The 14,387-nt window shown below is 74.8% G+C and carries 13 protein-coding genes; all 13 read right to left on the minus strand.

Annotation, left to right across the window (positions count from 1 at the left end):
- Positions 1-30 precede the first annotated feature (30 nt).
- A complete protein-coding gene (locus AC5L36_RS16895; RefSeq protein ID WP_441216728.1) occupies positions 31-1,869 on the minus strand; it encodes a baseplate J/gp47 family protein in 1,839 nt (612 codons plus the stop codon).
- 2 nt (positions 1,870-1,871) lie between these two features.
- The gene (locus tag AC5L36_RS16900) at positions 1,872-2,270 is read right to left on the minus strand and encodes a GPW/gp25 family protein (protein WP_441216729.1); all 399 of its coding nucleotides are present in this window, start codon (positions 2,268-2,270) and stop codon (positions 1,872-1,874) included.
- The gene (locus tag AC5L36_RS16905; protein ID WP_441216730.1) at positions 2,267-2,965 is read right to left on the minus strand and encodes a phage baseplate assembly protein V; all 699 of its coding nucleotides are present in this window, start codon (positions 2,963-2,965) and stop codon (positions 2,267-2,269) included. Before AC5L36_RS16905 ends, AC5L36_RS16900 begins: the two co-directional genes overlap by 4 nt.
- Before the next feature lie 40 nt (positions 2,966-3,005).
- A complete protein-coding gene (locus AC5L36_RS16910; RefSeq protein ID WP_441216731.1) occupies positions 3,006-4,193 on the minus strand; it encodes a phage late control D family protein in 1,188 nt (395 codons plus the stop codon).
- Positions 4,190-4,858, minus strand: coding sequence for a CIS tube protein (locus AC5L36_RS16915; RefSeq protein ID WP_441216732.1), 669 nt, complete (start codon positions 4,856-4,858; stop codon positions 4,190-4,192). Before AC5L36_RS16915 ends, AC5L36_RS16910 begins: the two co-directional genes overlap by 4 nt.
- Positions 4,855-5,043, minus strand: a complete 189-nt coding sequence (locus tag AC5L36_RS16920; protein ID WP_441216733.1) for a putative phage tail protein — start codon at positions 5,041-5,043, stop codon at positions 4,855-4,857. The genes AC5L36_RS16915 and AC5L36_RS16920 overlap by 4 nt, the downstream gene beginning before the upstream one ends.
- 7 nt (positions 5,044-5,050) lie before the next feature.
- Positions 5,051-5,536 (minus strand): phage tail protein, encoded by a 486-nt coding sequence (locus tag AC5L36_RS16925; RefSeq protein ID WP_441216734.1) that lies wholly within the window; start codon positions 5,534-5,536, stop codon positions 5,051-5,053.
- A complete protein-coding gene (locus AC5L36_RS16930) occupies positions 5,533-7,077 on the minus strand; it encodes a phage tail sheath subtilisin-like domain-containing protein (protein WP_441216735.1) in 1,545 nt (514 codons plus the stop codon). Before AC5L36_RS16930 ends, AC5L36_RS16925 begins: the two co-directional genes overlap by 4 nt.
- A gap of 3 nt (positions 7,078-7,080) precedes the next feature.
- Complete coding sequence (locus AC5L36_RS16935; RefSeq protein WP_441216736.1) at positions 7,081-7,536, minus strand: phage tail protein; 456 nt, start codon at positions 7,534-7,536, stop codon at positions 7,081-7,083.
- 29 nt (positions 7,537-7,565) lie between these two features.
- A complete protein-coding gene (locus AC5L36_RS16940; RefSeq protein ID WP_441216737.1) occupies positions 7,566-9,851 on the minus strand; it encodes a phage tail sheath C-terminal domain-containing protein in 2,286 nt (761 codons plus the stop codon).
- A gap of 14 nt (positions 9,852-9,865) precedes the next feature.
- A complete protein-coding gene (locus AC5L36_RS16945) occupies positions 9,866-10,672 on the minus strand; it encodes a carboxypeptidase-like regulatory domain-containing protein (RefSeq protein ID WP_441216738.1) in 807 nt (268 codons plus the stop codon).
- A complete protein-coding gene (locus AC5L36_RS16950) occupies positions 10,669-11,244 on the minus strand; it encodes a Pvc16 family protein (RefSeq protein WP_441216739.1) in 576 nt (191 codons plus the stop codon). Before AC5L36_RS16950 ends, AC5L36_RS16945 begins: the two co-directional genes overlap by 4 nt.
- Before the next feature lie 94 nt (positions 11,245-11,338).
- Complete coding sequence (locus AC5L36_RS16955) at positions 11,339-14,155, minus strand: helix-turn-helix transcriptional regulator (protein WP_441216740.1); 2,817 nt, start codon at positions 14,153-14,155, stop codon at positions 11,339-11,341.
- Between the last annotated feature and the right edge of the window lie 232 nt (positions 14,156-14,387).

A 14,387-nucleotide genomic window follows, 5' to 3' on the forward strand; every position in this document is an offset into this window, starting at 1 on the left:
CAAGCGCACAGTGCCCGATGATTCGCTCGCTCATGCGGCCACCCCGATCGTGACGTCGGTGAGGGCGACCAGGTCGCCGGGGCGCAGGGGTACGTCGGCGCAGTCCTCTGTGGGCGGTGCGCCGTCGAGGCCGATCGCGACGGCGGTGACCTCCGCGGTGTCGCCGACCGCGGCCTGGGCGACGCGCAGCAGCGCGGAGGGGCGTACCGGCCCGCCGAACGGCCAGCCGTCGCCGCCGTCGCCGCCGCGCAGCGGGTCGAGGTAGCGGCCCAGGGCGCTGCGCAGCACGGACCGCACGCGGGCCGGGTCGGCCGGCCTGGCGGCGAGGTCGACCCGCAGCGCGGTGGCGCGGTAGCGGGGGCGGCACACGTACAGCTCGGTGCCGACGAGGCGGGCCCGCTCCAGGTGCTTCCGGACCGCGACGAGCATCCCCGGGTCGGGTCGCGGCGCGGGCGTGCCCTCGGCCACGGACGGCACGACGCGCACGGTGACCGCGCCGGGCACGGTGTCGCGGGGGTAGCCGGGGTGCTCGCCGATGCCCACATAGGACCGTCCGACGGCGACGCCGGGGGTGCCGCCGGCCAGCTCAGCGAAGTCGGCGGCGGTGACCGCGCGGGTCACCCGGGACAGCTCCTCGCCGGCGCGGCGGCGGGCCTGGTCGACGGTCTCCGGGTCGCGCCCGCCCTCGGCCGGCACCACGTTGGCGGCGGTGACCGCGCCGTCGGGCCGGCCGACGACCCACCAGTTGCCGGTCAGCCCGCCGTTGCCGGCCGCGCCGCCGCCGCGCACGTACTCGACCTCGACGGCGGCCGGGTCGTCGGCGACCGGGTCGTGCACCGGGATGGCGCCGGTCAGGCCGTCGCCGAAGCGGATCGCGCCCTCGGACCGGTCCAGCACGAACACCGGGTCTCCCGGACCGGCGAACGTGAAGTCCGGCACCGGTTTCCACTCGCGCGCGATGCCGCCGCGGCGCAGGCGCGGCGCGGCGGCGAGCAGCACGCCCCGCGCGTCGGGCAGGTCGAGGTGCTGGCCGGGCAGGCGCAGCCACCGGTCGAGCTGGTCGGCGAGGTCGGCGCCGGTGACCGTGCGGGTCTCCCGGTGGGTGGCGATGCCGGTGTTGGGCACGAGCTGGCGCAGCACCGGCGGCGAGGCGTAGGACGCGTCGCGGGTGCGGACCACGAGCTCGCCGCCGGCGGGCACCCGCAGCCGCACGATGCCGGAGCGGCGCAGCCCGGCGGTGCCGTCGTCCACAAGGGACCACGACCAGGTCAGCTTCGCGGGAGGTGGCACGTCGGCCGCATCCGCGCTCCACTGTGGAGACACGCCGCTCGGCGTGTCCAGGTCGAACAGCAGCGACAGCACGGCGCCCGGGGCGGCCGACGCGCCGTCGAGCGCGATCCGGAACTCCCCCGGGCCGCCGCCGGCGGGCAGCAGCGGCACGCCGCGGCCGGCGCCCAGGTCGGCGCCGTGGTCCCGGCCGTCGACCCAGACCGCGACCCGGTCGACCGGCACCGCGGTCACGTCGTCGTCGAGGGTGAATGTCACCCATTCGAGCGGGTCGCGGGAGAACACGGTGCCGGCCGGGGCGGAACCGGACAGCCGCAGCACCGTGGCCGCCGACCGGGCCGGTGCCGGGCCGGGCACGCCGAGCAGGCGCAGCACCGCGACGACCAGCGCGTCGGGCACCTGGTCGAGCCAGTAGAGGCGCTGTTCGAGCAGGTACGCGAGGACCTCGAGAACGGTCACACCGGGGTCGGCGGGCGCGTGCAGCGTCCACGCCCCGCCCGACTCGGCGGGGATGCGTTGCCGGGTCGCCGTCATGAGGGCGTCCCAGGTGAGGTCGTCCAGGCGCGGGAGCGGCACGGTCACGGTCAACCCCCCACGAGCCCGAGGTAGTACGGAAAGACGAGGTTGGCGCGGGTGTTGGTGCGCCGGATCCGGTACGTCACCGAGACCGTGACCACGCCCTCCTCGCCGGGCGACACCTCGGCGCGCACGTCGTCGAGCTCGACCCGCGGCTCGAACTGCCGCACCGCGTCGCGGATCGAGTCCTCCAGGTCGTGCAGGTTCTGGACGCTGTCCGGCGCGAACACGAGGTCCGGCGCGCGGGTGCCGAAGTCGGGGCGCATCACCCGCTCGCCGAGCCCGGTCAGCAGCAGCGCGCGCAGGCAGTGGGCGATGCTCTCCTCGCCGCTGGCGTACGGCAGCCGTCCGGCCTCGTCCGGCAGGATCGGGAACCGCCAGCCGGTACCCAGGAAATCGTCTGTCATGCGGTTTTCACCACCCCGGACACGAACGGCGGCGCCGGCGGGGTCGGCGGGCCGGTGTTGGGCGTGCCGGCCGGGTGGACGTGGCTGGCGAACGCCTGGGTGAGCTTGCCGCCGAGCACGACCGGGTCGGTGGTGGGGTCGCCGAGGTTGACGGTGGGCGCCTTGAGCGTGATGGCGGTGGACGACTCCAGGGTGATCGCGCCGTCGGCCTGGACGGAGACGCTGCCGCCGCCGGCCGCCTTGACGCGGATGGCCTTGCCGGCGTCGTCGAGCTCGACCACGTGCCCGGCCGCCGACGTGACCCGGACCGCGGCCTGCGACTCCTGGTCGTCGAAGACCAGCTCGTGCCCGTGCCGGGTGCGGATCATCTTGCGGTCCTGGCCGTCGCGGCGACTGGTGGGCGGCTTGTCGGCGCCGTTGTAGAGGCCGCCGAGCACGATCGGGAAGCGCATGTCGCCGTGTACGAACGCGACGAGCACCTCGTCGCCCTTCTCCGGTACGAATACCGCGCCGTAGCCGCCGCCGGCGTAGAGCTGGCTGACCCGGCACCAGTCGGTCACGGTGCCGTCGTCGAACCACGGGAAGCGCAGCTTCACACGCGCCTCGTCGTCGCCGTCGACCTCCTCGACGAGCGCCTCCACCACGCCGTAGTAGCGCTGGTCGGCGCTCCGCGACCGCGATTCGACCCACGTCATCGCGTCCCTCCATCGTGGACCGGTCGGGCGGCGAGCGAGCTCATCGCGTCCCTCCATCGTGGATCCGCCGGGCGGTGAACTCGGTGAAGAAGCCGCCGGAGTCGAGCGTGTGGTCGACCCGCTTGACGAAGTAGCTCCCGGAGAAGCGGCGGCCCAGGCCGTAGATCTCCAGGTTGTCGCCGGGCCGCAGCTCGGGCAGGCCGGCGACCCGGCCGGTGGCGGTGACGAACTCGTACGCCCGCTCGCGCAGCAGGCTCACCGCCAGCTCGCGGGCCTCCTCGTCGCTGGCGACCGGCGCGTCCACGACCACGTCCTGCCGCCCGCCCATCGCCGAGTCGGCCGAGGACGGACCGTTCTCGCCGGTGCCGTCCGCCGAGGGCGGCACGTGCGAGGCGTCCGCGGTGAACGCGATCGCCTGTTTGGTGCGGGGATCCCAGCCGCGCACGGTCACCTTGCCGACCTGTCCGGAGACGGTGAGCGTGGGCGTGAAGGTGATCAGGTTGGGGATCAGGTCCGCGGGCTGGCCGCTCGGGCCGGTGGCGAGACCGGGGGCGTACGCGAGCCGGTAGACCCGCACCGGCCGCCCGTCCCGCCCGTCGGTGGGCCGGATGAAGTAGAGGGTGTCCTGGCCGCTGTCCGGGTCGGGCAGCAGGAAGCAGTCGAAGTCGACCCGCTTGGCCCGCTCCATCAGGAACGTGGCGTCGTCCTGGTTCTTCTGCACGACCTGCTCGTGCGCGGGCCCGCTCTCGGTCACCACGACCCGCAGCTTGTTGCGCTGCCCGACCTCCTGGGCGATCTGCCAGTCGGTCTTGCCGCGGTACACCTTCGGCTCGGTGCCGGCGGGCTTGCGGTCCTTGAGCTTGACCAGCCCGTCGACGCCGCTGACCGCGACGGTCGGCGAGCCGGCGTCCGGGAAGGTGGGGCTGATCGTGGTGATCGCGCCGGTGGCGACGGTGAGCAGCGTGCCGCCGTACCCGAGCTGGATGACCACCCGCCGGCCGAGCGTGAACCGTGGCGAGTCGCTGTGCTTGAAGCGCAGCAGCACGTCGTCCCAGTTGTTGAGGGTCAGCTCGAAGCCGGACATCTCCTCCAGGTCGCGGTGCACCTTGACGTCGATGATGTCGTTCTTGGTGGTGGGGTCGAGTTCGAGGCCCTCGATCTCGACCCGGAAGTCCGGCGCGTACCGGTCCGGGGAGGCGACCTCGACGAGGTTGGCCGGTGCGGTCATGGCAACCTCGGTACCGTCAGCACCTGGCCGGGGCGCAGGTCGCGGGGGTCGGTGATGCCGTTGGCGCGGGCCAGCTCCCGCCACGCGTCGGGCTGGCGGTAGAGGGCGGCGGCGATGCTGCTGAGCGTGTCGCCGCGGCGCACCAGGTAGCTCTTCTCCACCGTGGGCGACGAGCGCGGCGGGTCCATCGCCTGCACGGCCGCCGGCCGGTACTCCTTGAGGCCGATGTCAAGTTTCGCCCGCAGCGGTGTGCCGTCGGGCAGGAACAGCTGGTACGTGATGTCGAGCTTCTCCAGCACGCCGGTGAACACCGAGCGGCCCCACACGAAGCGCACGATCGGCGGGGCGTGCTCGCGGCTGTCCGGCCTCATCAGCCCGCGCAGCCGTTCGACGTACTTGGCGCGCACGTCTTCGAGCGTGTCGGAGGTGTCGACCAGGGCCTCGACGCTGAGCGTCTCGCTGCCGCCGCGCACGTACTGGATCGGCGGCGACTCCAGCCCGGGGATGGCGATCTCGGCGAACGTGTTGGCCTTGCTGAGCTTGTAGTCGGTGGGGTTGAAGCGCAGCGGCACGCGGCGGGCCCGCTCGTCGGCGATCTCCGGCCGCACGATCTCCAGCCGGGCCAGGGCGGCGCCGCGGCCGGCCGCGGAGACGGGCGCGGTCACCGCTTCGCCTTCCGGTCGCCGAAGCCGCGCTCCATCGCGCCGCGCTTCTCCCGGGCGCACTGCTCCTCGTAGGCGCGGCACCAGGCGTTGATGTGCCGCTCGAAGAGGCGGGTGAACACGGCCTGGTCGTCGTCGCCGCTCACCTGGAAGCGCACCTCGAGGTGGTGGATGGTCACCGTTGCCACGGCCGCGTCACCTGACCTGTCCCACTTGTGTCAGCCCTTCGTGAGCGATTTCCAGTGCCTCGACCGCGACGCCGTTCTGCTCGGCGTGCAGGTCGGGGCCGGACCACTTGGCCGCCAGCCCGCCGCGAAACGCCCAGGCGACCGCCGGCACCCCGTCCGGCGACAGCAGGATCACCGCGCCGTCGCGTCTGGCGCCGAGCGAGTCGGCGAGGCCTGCCGCGTACCAGGCGAACAGGCTCGTGTCGCGGGCCACGCCGCGCTTGAGCGTGAGCCTGTTCCAGGCGTGCCGCACCGGCAGCTGGAGGGTGGAGTCGTTGCGGCCGCCCTCGGCGTAGGCGAGCACCTCCAGCTGGCCGCCGAGCCCGGCCACCTCCTGGAACGCGCCGGCCGCGACCATCGGCAGCAGCCGCGCCTGCGCCGGCGGCAGGTAGGCGTCGCCGGGGTCGAGCGTGACCAGGAACCGGTACTTGAGCAGCGGGTCGGGCGCGGTCATGCCTCGATCACCTCCAGCCCGCGGTCCTGGCCGAGCACCAGCCGGAGCCGGATGAACTCCATCGGCGTCGCCGGCGCCACCTCGACGTCGCAGAAGACCAGCGCCGGGTCCTGGGTGGGTGGGTTGTTGCTGGCGTCGCAGGTGACCCGGAACGCCTCCTCCGCGCGGGCGCCGGCGAGCGAGCCCCCGCGGAACGCCTCCAGCAGCACCGAGGTCACGCCGCGCACGAGGGCCAGGCGCAGCTCGGGCCCGTTGACGTCGAAGACGAGCGGGTCGGCGACCCGGCGCAGCGCGCGGACCAGCAAGTGCACGAGGCGGCGGTGGGCGACGTAGCGGCGGCCGGGCGCGGTGGCCAGCGTCCGCCCGCCCCACACCCGCAGGCCGCGGCCGGGCGCGCACCGGAGCAGGTTGACGCCCGCCTCGAAAAGGCGCGCCTGCTGTGGATCGGGCAGCGTGACGGCGATGTCCACGGCGTCGAGCAGCACCGCGTTCGCCGGTGTGTGGGGTGCGCCGCGCTCGGCGTCGAGGCGGGCGATCAGCCCGAGCACGTGGCCGCTGGCCGGCACCGCGCGGGTCGGCGCGCCAGGCCCGCCGGCCGGGTCGGGGACGACCAGCCGCGGATGGTAGGCGGCCGCCGCGGCGAGCAGGTCCGGGTCGCCGGTCGCGGCCAGACCGTCCACCCAGGACAGTGCGGCCTCCGCGTCGTCTTCCGGCACGTCGAGCACCACCAGGCGGTCGGCGAGCGGTGCGAGCGTCGCCAGCAGGGCGAGGGCGGTGCCGGTGCGGGCCGGTTCGGGCAGGTCGCCGCCGAGGTCCGGCAGGGCGACCAGGGCCGGCTCGGGCAGGTCCGCGACGGCTTGGACGGCGTGCGCGTAGTCGTCCGGGCCGGGCGGCGCGTCGGTCCCCCGCTCGTCGCCGGTGCCGAGCACCACGTCCCAGCCCGCCGCGAGCGGCCCGCGCGGGCCGGTGGCCCCGGGCGGCGCCGGCGGCCCGTCCGGCTCCAGGCGGATCAGCCGCGATCCGGCGAGCGCCTCCACGACGTCGGCCGGCCGTATCACGGTGAACGTCTCGGCCGGCTCGGCGGGCGGCGCCACCCGCACGGTCAGCGCGGGCGGGCCGGCGACGCTGCTGGCCCGGAAGCGGATCGACACCCGGGTGTTGTTGGCCCACGCGCCCGGGCTGGCGGCACGCACGCGGTAGCGCGCGTAGCGGAAACCGGCCCGGGCCGGCCACCCCGGGTCGCCCGGCTCGCCGACCGTCCACAGCGCACCGGCGGTGGTGCTCGCCCCGGCCACCCGCACCACCCAGGCTATGCGGCCGCCGTTTTCGAAGAACCCGCGCAGCGCGTACGGTGTGGCCGCGCCGCCGTCCAGCGGACCGAGCACGCGCTGCGCCTCCGGCCAGCTCTCCACCCGCACCGGCACGCCGAGCGGGCCGCGCCGGGTGCGTCCGAGCAGGGCGGCCACGTCGGTGCGCAGCGGCTCCGGCTCGGCGCGGCGAGGCACGGCGGTCAGCGACAGACCGGGCAGGGCGGCGGTCATCGGCTACTGCGCGATCGCGAGTCGCTCGACGGCCAGCACGAGGGTCTCGATCGCGACCTCGTTCTTGCCGGCGGACAGGGTCGGCCCGGTGTACTTGGTCGGCCAGCCCCGGTCGAAGTTCCAGCGCATGGCCTCCTGCCGGTTTTCGTCGAGCATGACGATCGAGCCGGAGGTGCGCCGCACCCGGCCGTTGAGCGCCTCGACGATCCACTGCCAGAAGCCGATGTGACCGGTGATCCCGCGCTTGAGCGTGATGTTCGTGTACTTGACCAGACCGGTCAGCTTCCGCATCGTGATGTCCTCGGACCCGGTGCGGTACTCGATCGGGGATATCTCCAGCTCCAGGCCGCTGACCTCGTTGAAGGAGCCGGAGACCGCGACCCCGTCGTCGCTGACGTTGGTGACGATGACCTGGAAGTTGTAGACGGCGTACGGGTCGTCCCGGATGACGGGCGGCATCGGTGGTACCTCTCTTCGACGAGTCAGGGTCAGGCGAGCTGGGTTTCCCGCGTCTTCTGCTGGATCCGGAAGACCACGAACTCGGCCGGGTAGACGGGCGCGACGCCGACGACGCAGATGAGCCGGCCGTTGGCCAGGTCGTCCTCGGTCATCGTGGTGCGGTCACAGGCGACGAAGAACGCCTCGTCCGGCGTGGTGCCGGCGAGCGCGCCGGAGCGCCACACGGTGGTGAGGAAGTTTTCCACCGTCTGCTTGACCAGCGCCCACAGCGGCTCGGCGTTGGGCTCGAAGACAACCCACTGGGTGCCCTCGTCGATCGACTCCTCGATGAACAGGAAGAGCCGCCGCACGTTCACGTACTTCCAGGCGCTGTCCGAGGAGAGGGTGCGGGCGCCCCAGACCCGGTGGCCGGCGCCGGGGAAGAACCGCAGCGCGTTGATGCCCCGGGGGTTGAGCAGGTCCTGGTGGCGCCGGGTGACGTCCTGTGCGATGCCGTCGCGGGTGCGGATGCCGCGGATGACCGCGTTCGCGGGGGCCTTGTGCACGCCGCGCTCCACGTCGGTGCGGGCGTAGATGCCCGCCATGAACCCGGACGGGGCCACCTCGACGTCCTCGCCGGTGACCGGGTGGCGGGTGAACAGCCACGGGTAGTACAGGGCGGCGTAGGTGGTGTCGTACGGCTCGCGGAACTCCTGGATGCCCTCGATGCTCAGCCCGTTGCGCGGGTCGAGGATGGCGAACCGGTCACGCAGCGACTCGCAGTGCGTGACGAGCGCGGACAGCACCGTGCCGGACCAGACGCCGGGCACCGCGCAGATCGCGATCTCGTCGATGTCTTCGAGCGCGACGATGCCGGTGCGGGCGCCGCTGCCGCCGTCCTCGCCGACGAAGTCCGCGACGTCCAGCCCGTCGTCGCCGTCGTCGCCGCCGGCCAGCGTGAGCCAGCCGCCGCCGGGACCGGACGGAAACTCGTCCAGGTTTCCGGTGAACTCCTGCTCCACGGTGGCCCGGACCAGGCGCGAGCGGGCGGCGACCGTGCGGGCCAGGCTGCCCGGCTCGTCGCCGCGCAGCCGCAGGTTGCCGAACGTCTCGGTGGTGGTGTCGCCGGACTCGTCGGTGAACCGCACCTGCACCTCGGCCTCGGCGAGGAAGACGCGGTCGCCTTCGAAGAAGTCGCCGTCCAGCGGGGCGTCGAACGTGACCCTGTCACCGTCCACTGTGGTCACCGAGTGTGCCGGCCGGGCGGTGGCGTTGTCGACCTGGACCACCGCTCCCGGGTACAGCCGGGATGCCCCGCCGACGCGGATCTCGCCGTTGGCGCCGTCCGGGTTGGCCCGGCGCACGCGCCGCACGCCCAGCCCGCGCGACCAGGCGGGGTGGGTGGTGCCGGAGGCGAACGTCAGCGGGATCCGCCCCTGGTCGTCGGGCGCGCCGACGGTGACCGCGAAGCGGCCCTGGCCGATCGTGACCCAGGCGCCGTCCGACAGTTCTCCGGCGTCGAGGCCGGGGACCGGGTCGACGAGCACGCTCGCGCTGTCCGGTGCGGCGGCCTCGGCGAGCCGGGTGACGAACAGCGGGCCCTCGGCGACCGCCGGCAGCAGCGTGAGCGTGGCGCCGACGACCGGCCGGACCCGGACCTGGAGGGTGCTCCCCCACGCGCCGGGGCTGACCGCGGCGAAGCTCACCGTGCGAGTGCCCTCGGCGGGCGGGGTGGACACCGGCCCACCGATCCGGATGTGGTCGCCGCGCGCCGCGCGGACCTCGGCGGTCAATGGCGCGGCGAGCGTGATCCGCGGCCCGGCGGTGGAGTATCCGGCGATGGTCGTGGAGTCGATCTCGTCGCCGGTGTCGCCGCGCACGATCGTGACGGTGTCACCGGCGTTGAAACCGACCAGGTGCCGCAGGTCGAGGGTCGACGCGCCGGCCGCCGCGTCGCGGGTGATCTCGCTGACCAGGCCGCGGCCGAGCGCGCCGGACGCCGCGACCGCGGTGCCGCTGACCACCCGCTTGACGTACAGGCGCTGGCCGCCGTTGTCGAAGAAGCCCTTCACCGCGAGCGGGAAGTGCCACCACCGGCCGCCTTCGGCCGCGTCCTGCTCCCACCGGTCGCGGACGCCCGCGTCCGGCTCGGGCAGGAAGCCGCCGAACGTGTCCTGGAACTCCAGGAACGTGGTGACCAGCTGCGGCTTGCCGGCCGCCGGGCCGCGCGCGGTCACACCGACCATGCCGGCCGTGCTGGTGCTGACGCCCGCGATCGGGCGGGGGCCCGCGGCGATCTCCTCGACGTAGACGCCGGGACTCAGGTACTCGGGCATCGCGGCACTCCTCGCTAGTTATGGCCGTCTGGTGGCGCGGGCTGGCGCCGTTGGTCGATCACTGAGCCTGATGGCTCGCTCGCAAGCTCGCTCGCGCCGATCTCGATGACGTTCGTCCGGGTCAGGTCGTCGGGCAGCCGGATGGTCAGCTCGCCGGTGCGGCCCGGTCGCTCGGTGGCGACCAGCCGGAATGTCTCCGGCCCGCCGTCGTCGGCGCGCGCGCCCGCCCAGCGCAGCGACAGCCGGTACGTGCCGTCCACATCGGACAGCGTGCGCTCGCGCCACGGCGTGCCGTCGTCGGCGGCCTCGCCGGCGGCCTCGACGAGCGCGTTGCCGACCGGCGCGCCGGTGGCGGTGCGGACCGCGCCGCGGACCACGCGGGTGCCGGGCGGGTAGGAGTAGGCGACGCCGGGCAGCAGCGGCACCGGCTCGGGCTGCACGGTGATCGCCGGCGGGTGGGTGTCGTCGTACGGGTAGGCGAGGAACTCCTTGCCCACCCGGTCGGCGGCGAACGGCTCCTCCGCGGTCAGGTCCGGGTAGAGGGCGCGGTAGCCGACCGACTCGAACCGGGCCCGGTAGAGCTCCGGCTCGGCGGTGGCCGGCTCGCGCCGCCGGCCCAGGCCCGGATAGGCGATGTAGCCGCTGGGCGTGCGGGTGGCGGCCAGGGTGGTGGGCAGCCAGGCGGCGCCGTCCCACCGGTCCAGCGCCACGGTGAAGCCGGCGGCGACCGGGCGCCGGCGCCAGTCGTCGTACGGCACGAACCAGGCCGGGCTGTGCAGCACCCGAAGCTCACCCGGCAGTGGCGTCCACAGTGGAGTCACGGGGTCACCAGCCCGGGGACGAGCTCGCGGCTGCGCACCGGGCTGGCCGGCAGGTCCTCGGTCGCGTCCAGGTTGACCACCCGGACCTCGTAGTTGAGCGAGAGCCGGTACGGCTTCTGGATCGCGTACCAGATCAGCGACTTCTGGTCGAGCGTGAGCGGGGTGAGCGTGAAGTGCAGCGCGTCCGCGCCGGCCGCCAGCCCGCCGGTGAGCCGCGCGCCGGCGAAGATGGACTCGTCGTAGAACGTGCGCAGCGCGACGCCGAGCATCCGGTGCTGGGTGACCGGGTCGACGCCCCACGCCGTCACCAGGTAGCGCAGCAGCAGCGCCATCGGCGGCTTCCGCACGATCTGCGGGTTGGCCGGGTCGGGACGCACGTGCGGCCGGTTGCGCGACGGCGGGTCCTCGGCGATCTCGTACAGGAAGACGGTCAGCTTCGGCGGTGACGGCGACACCGTCTCGGAGAGGTCGTCCAGCTTGGCCAGCGCGTCGCCGCTGACCGTCTTGACGGCCGCGTCGAGCGTGCGCTGGATGAGCGTGGAGACCTCGCCGATGACGGTGTAGTCCCCCATGCCCCGGCCTCCCGCGCCCCTGTGTACGGATCGACACGAGTGACGCTATTGCGGGCCGGGGCCGGGTGCGCCGGTGAACTCCCCAGTGGCCGCCCTAGGTTTTCCCGCCCGCCTCACTAGGGATGTCCCCAGTGGACCGGGTCTCCCCGGTGGATCGGCCGACCAGGTTGGCCAGCTCGGCCCGGGAGCGGACGCCGAGCTTGCGGTACACGCTGCGCAGGTGGAACTCGATCGTCTTGGTGCTCAGGAACAGGTCCCGGGCCGCCTCCCGGTTGGTGGCGCCGCGGCCGACGAGCAGGGTGACGCGGCGTTCCTGCTCGGTCAGGCGCGGCAGTACCGTCCGCTCCTCGGGTACTTCGGCGCGGGTACCCGACGGGATCGTGTCCACAGCGGACAGTGCGTGTCCGGCGCGGCCGGCCCACGGCGCGGCGCCGAGGGTTTCGAAGATGGCGCGCGCGGCGGCCAGGCGTGGCGCGGCCTCGCCGGCGCGGTCGCGGCGGCGCAGCCACTCGCCGTAGCAGAGCTCGTCGCGGGCCCGTTCGAACGGCTCGGCGCCGCTGCCGTCCGGGCGCAGCGCGATGCGGAACCACTCCTCGGCCGCGTCCGTCCCGGCGGCCAGCAGCGCGCGGCTGCGGGCCACGGCGGCGGCGAACGGCGGCGAGCCGGCCGCGTGCGGCGACACGGCGGCGACCACCCGGCGTGCCTCGTCGGGCCGGGCCACGCGCACCGCGGCCTCCACGAAGTCGGGCAGCCAGCACACCGCGCCCGGGTCCGGCGCCCGGCCGGCCTCGACCTGGCGGACGATCTGCACCAGCCGGGCGTACGCGGCCTCGTGGTCGCCCTCGCCCAGCTCCAGCAGGCCCTCGGCCGCCTCGACCGGCACCGCGAGGGCGCCGAGCCGGCCGCGGGCACGCAGGTCGCGGGCCTCGGTGAGGTGTTCTGCGCACTCGGCGCGGGCGCCGCGCCCGGCGGCGATCCGGGCCAGGCACACCTGTGCGGCGGCGCGGTCGCCGTCCTGGCCGAGCCGGCCGGCGGCGGTGGTCGCCTCGGCCGCGTCGACCCGCGCGGTGTCCCAGTCGCCGGCCCGCAGGTGCAGCTCGGCGCGGGTGACCAGCAGGCCGGGCAGGAGACCGGTCACATCGAGCAGCCGGCACCGGCCGACCAGGTCGTCGACGAGCAGCAGCGCGGCGTCCAGCTCGCCGAGGCGGGCCAGCAGCGGCGGCAGCCCGGTCCACAGTGTCCGGTGGCCGCCGCCGGCCAGGACCTCCTTCTCCAGGTCGGCGCGGCGTTCGTCGAGCAACGCCCGCGCCTCGGTGAGCTGCCCGGCGCAGGCCAGGACCGCGGCGTGCTCCACGACCAGCGCGCCACTCTCCGCCCCGCCGGCCAGCCGCGCCTGGCGGACCGCGACCAGCGCCGCCGCGGTGTCGCCGGCCAGCCGGGCGGCCGCGGCCGCGTCCAGCAGCAGCGCGGCGGCGACGGCCGGCGCGGCACCACGCACCCGCGCCGCCTCCCGGGCCAGCTGCCGGTGCGCCTGCCCGGCCCGGCCGCGGCGCAGCTCCTCGCGGGCGAGCACGTCCTGGGCCCGCCCGCGCACCGTGAGGTCGTCGGTGAGCCGCCCGGCCCGGTCGAGCAGCTCGCGCACGCGTTCGCCGGCGCCGGCCAGCTGCCACGCCTCGGCCGCGCTGACCAACCGCGCGGCCCGGCGGCTCTCCGGGCCGGTCAGCTCGGCGGCCCGTTCGACGAGCTGGGCCACCTCCCGGGCGGGCAGGTGCGCCGCCTCCCGCGCGGCGGTGCGTTCCAGCTCGTCGGCGGTCTCCTCGTCCGGCCGCAGCGCCGCGGCGCCGAGATGCCAGACGCGCGGGATGTGACCGGTCACCGCGGCCAGTGCCCGGTGCGCGGCACGCCGGTTGGCCGGCGTCGCCTCGTGGTATGTGACCGATCGCATCAGCGGGTTGCGGAAGACCACGCCGTGCTCCTCCATCCGCACCAACCCCGCCGCCTCCGCCGCGGCGAGCGCCGCGACGTCGATGCCGAGAGCCGCGACCGCGTCGATGGTCGCGCTGAACCCGGCGTCCCCGGCCGCCGCGGCGACCAGCAACGCGGCGCGGACGGCCGGGTCGAGCGCGGCCAGCCGCGGCCCGAAGACCCGCCGCGCCTCGGGCCCGGCCGGCAGCGGATCGCGTACCGGCGCGGTGCCGGCCAGCTGCGCCGGCGTGAGCGCCGCCGGCAGGTCGACGAGCGCGAGCGGCAGCCCGCCGGCGGCGTCGACGAGCCGTTCGGCGACCGCGCCGTCCACCGGTGCCGGGCTGGCCCGCAGTAGCAGCTCGCGGGCGCTGCGCGGGTCGAGTCGCGGGACGCGGTGGGCGCGCAGCCCGTTCTCCGCACCGCAGCCCGGCCCGTCGGCGGTGGCCGCGAGCAGCGTGGCGATCCCCTCGCCCGGTGTGCGCCGGGCGGCGAAGAGCACCGCCTCGCGCGAGGTCGCGTCGAGGCTCTGAAGGTCGTCGACGAGCACCAGCAGCGGCCGTTCCCGCGCCGCCGCGGCGAGCAGGTGGAACGTGCCGGCCGCGAGCGCGAACGGGTCCACGCCGGTCGCCGGCGACAGCGCGAACGCCGCCGACAGCGCCGCCGCCTGCCGCGCCGGCAGCCGCGGCAGCAGGTCGAGCACCGGCCCGAGCAGGGCGTGCAGGCCCGCGAACGGCAGGGCCGCTTCGGCGGGTACGCCGCCGGTGGCGAGCACGCGCGCCTCGCCGGCCCGCTCCGCGCCGTAGCGGAGCAGGGCGCTCTTGCCGATCCCGGTCTCTCCGATCAGGAGCACACTTTCGCCGCCTCCGGAACCCAACCCGTCGACGACCTGGTCGATGATGTGGCGCTCAAACTTTCTTCCCTTAAGTCCGAACTCCCCGTACCACATGGCGGAAGTCTACGAACTCGCGATTTATGGACGACGATCTCCAGCAATCGTTGTGCCGGCCCGTTTTGGCAGGTCGTGCCGCTTCTATCGCACGCACTGCCGCAATTAACGGTCGTTCAACCGACACCGCTACCGCCGATTCGCGACACGCCACCATGTATCCGGGTCACCGCCCGCACACCCCCGCCTACCCGCCGGATGCGCGGGCATGGTCCACACCGCCTACGATGGC

It is taken from the genome of Phytohabitans sp. LZ39 (assembly GCF_059359075.1).

Excerpts from the sequence above, each read along its gene's own strand:
- AC5L36_RS16900 (WP_441216729.1), bottom strand. The coding sequence starts at position 2,270 with ATGACAGACGATTTCCTGGGTACCGGCTGGCGGTTCCCGATCCTGCCG.
- AC5L36_RS16905 (WP_441216730.1), bottom strand. The coding sequence starts at position 2,965 with ATGACGTGGGTCGAATCGCGGTCGCGGAGCGCCGACCAGCGCTACTAC.
- AC5L36_RS16910 (WP_441216731.1), bottom strand. The coding sequence starts at position 4,193 with ATGACCGCACCGGCCAACCTCGTCGAGGTCGCCTCCCCGGACCGGTAC.
- AC5L36_RS16925 (WP_441216734.1), bottom strand. The coding sequence starts at position 5,536 with ATGACCGCGCCCGACCCGCTGCTCAAGTACCGGTTCCTGGTCACGCTC.
- AC5L36_RS16930 (WP_441216735.1), bottom strand. The coding sequence starts at position 7,077 with ATGACCGCCGCCCTGCCCGGTCTGTCGCTGACCGCCGTGCCTCGCCGC.
- AC5L36_RS16935 (WP_441216736.1), bottom strand. The coding sequence starts at position 7,536 with ATGCCGCCCGTCATCCGGGACGACCCGTACGCCGTCTACAACTTCCAG.
- AC5L36_RS16940 (WP_441216737.1), bottom strand. The coding sequence starts at position 9,851 with ATGCCCGAGTACCTGAGTCCCGGCGTCTACGTCGAGGAGATCGCCGCG.
- AC5L36_RS16950 (WP_441216739.1), bottom strand. The coding sequence starts at position 11,244 with ATGGGGGACTACACCGTCATCGGCGAGGTCTCCACGCTCATCCAGCGC.
- AC5L36_RS16955 (WP_441216740.1), bottom strand. The coding sequence starts at position 14,155 with ATGTGGTACGGGGAGTTCGGACTTAAGGGAAGAAAGTTTGAGCGCCAC.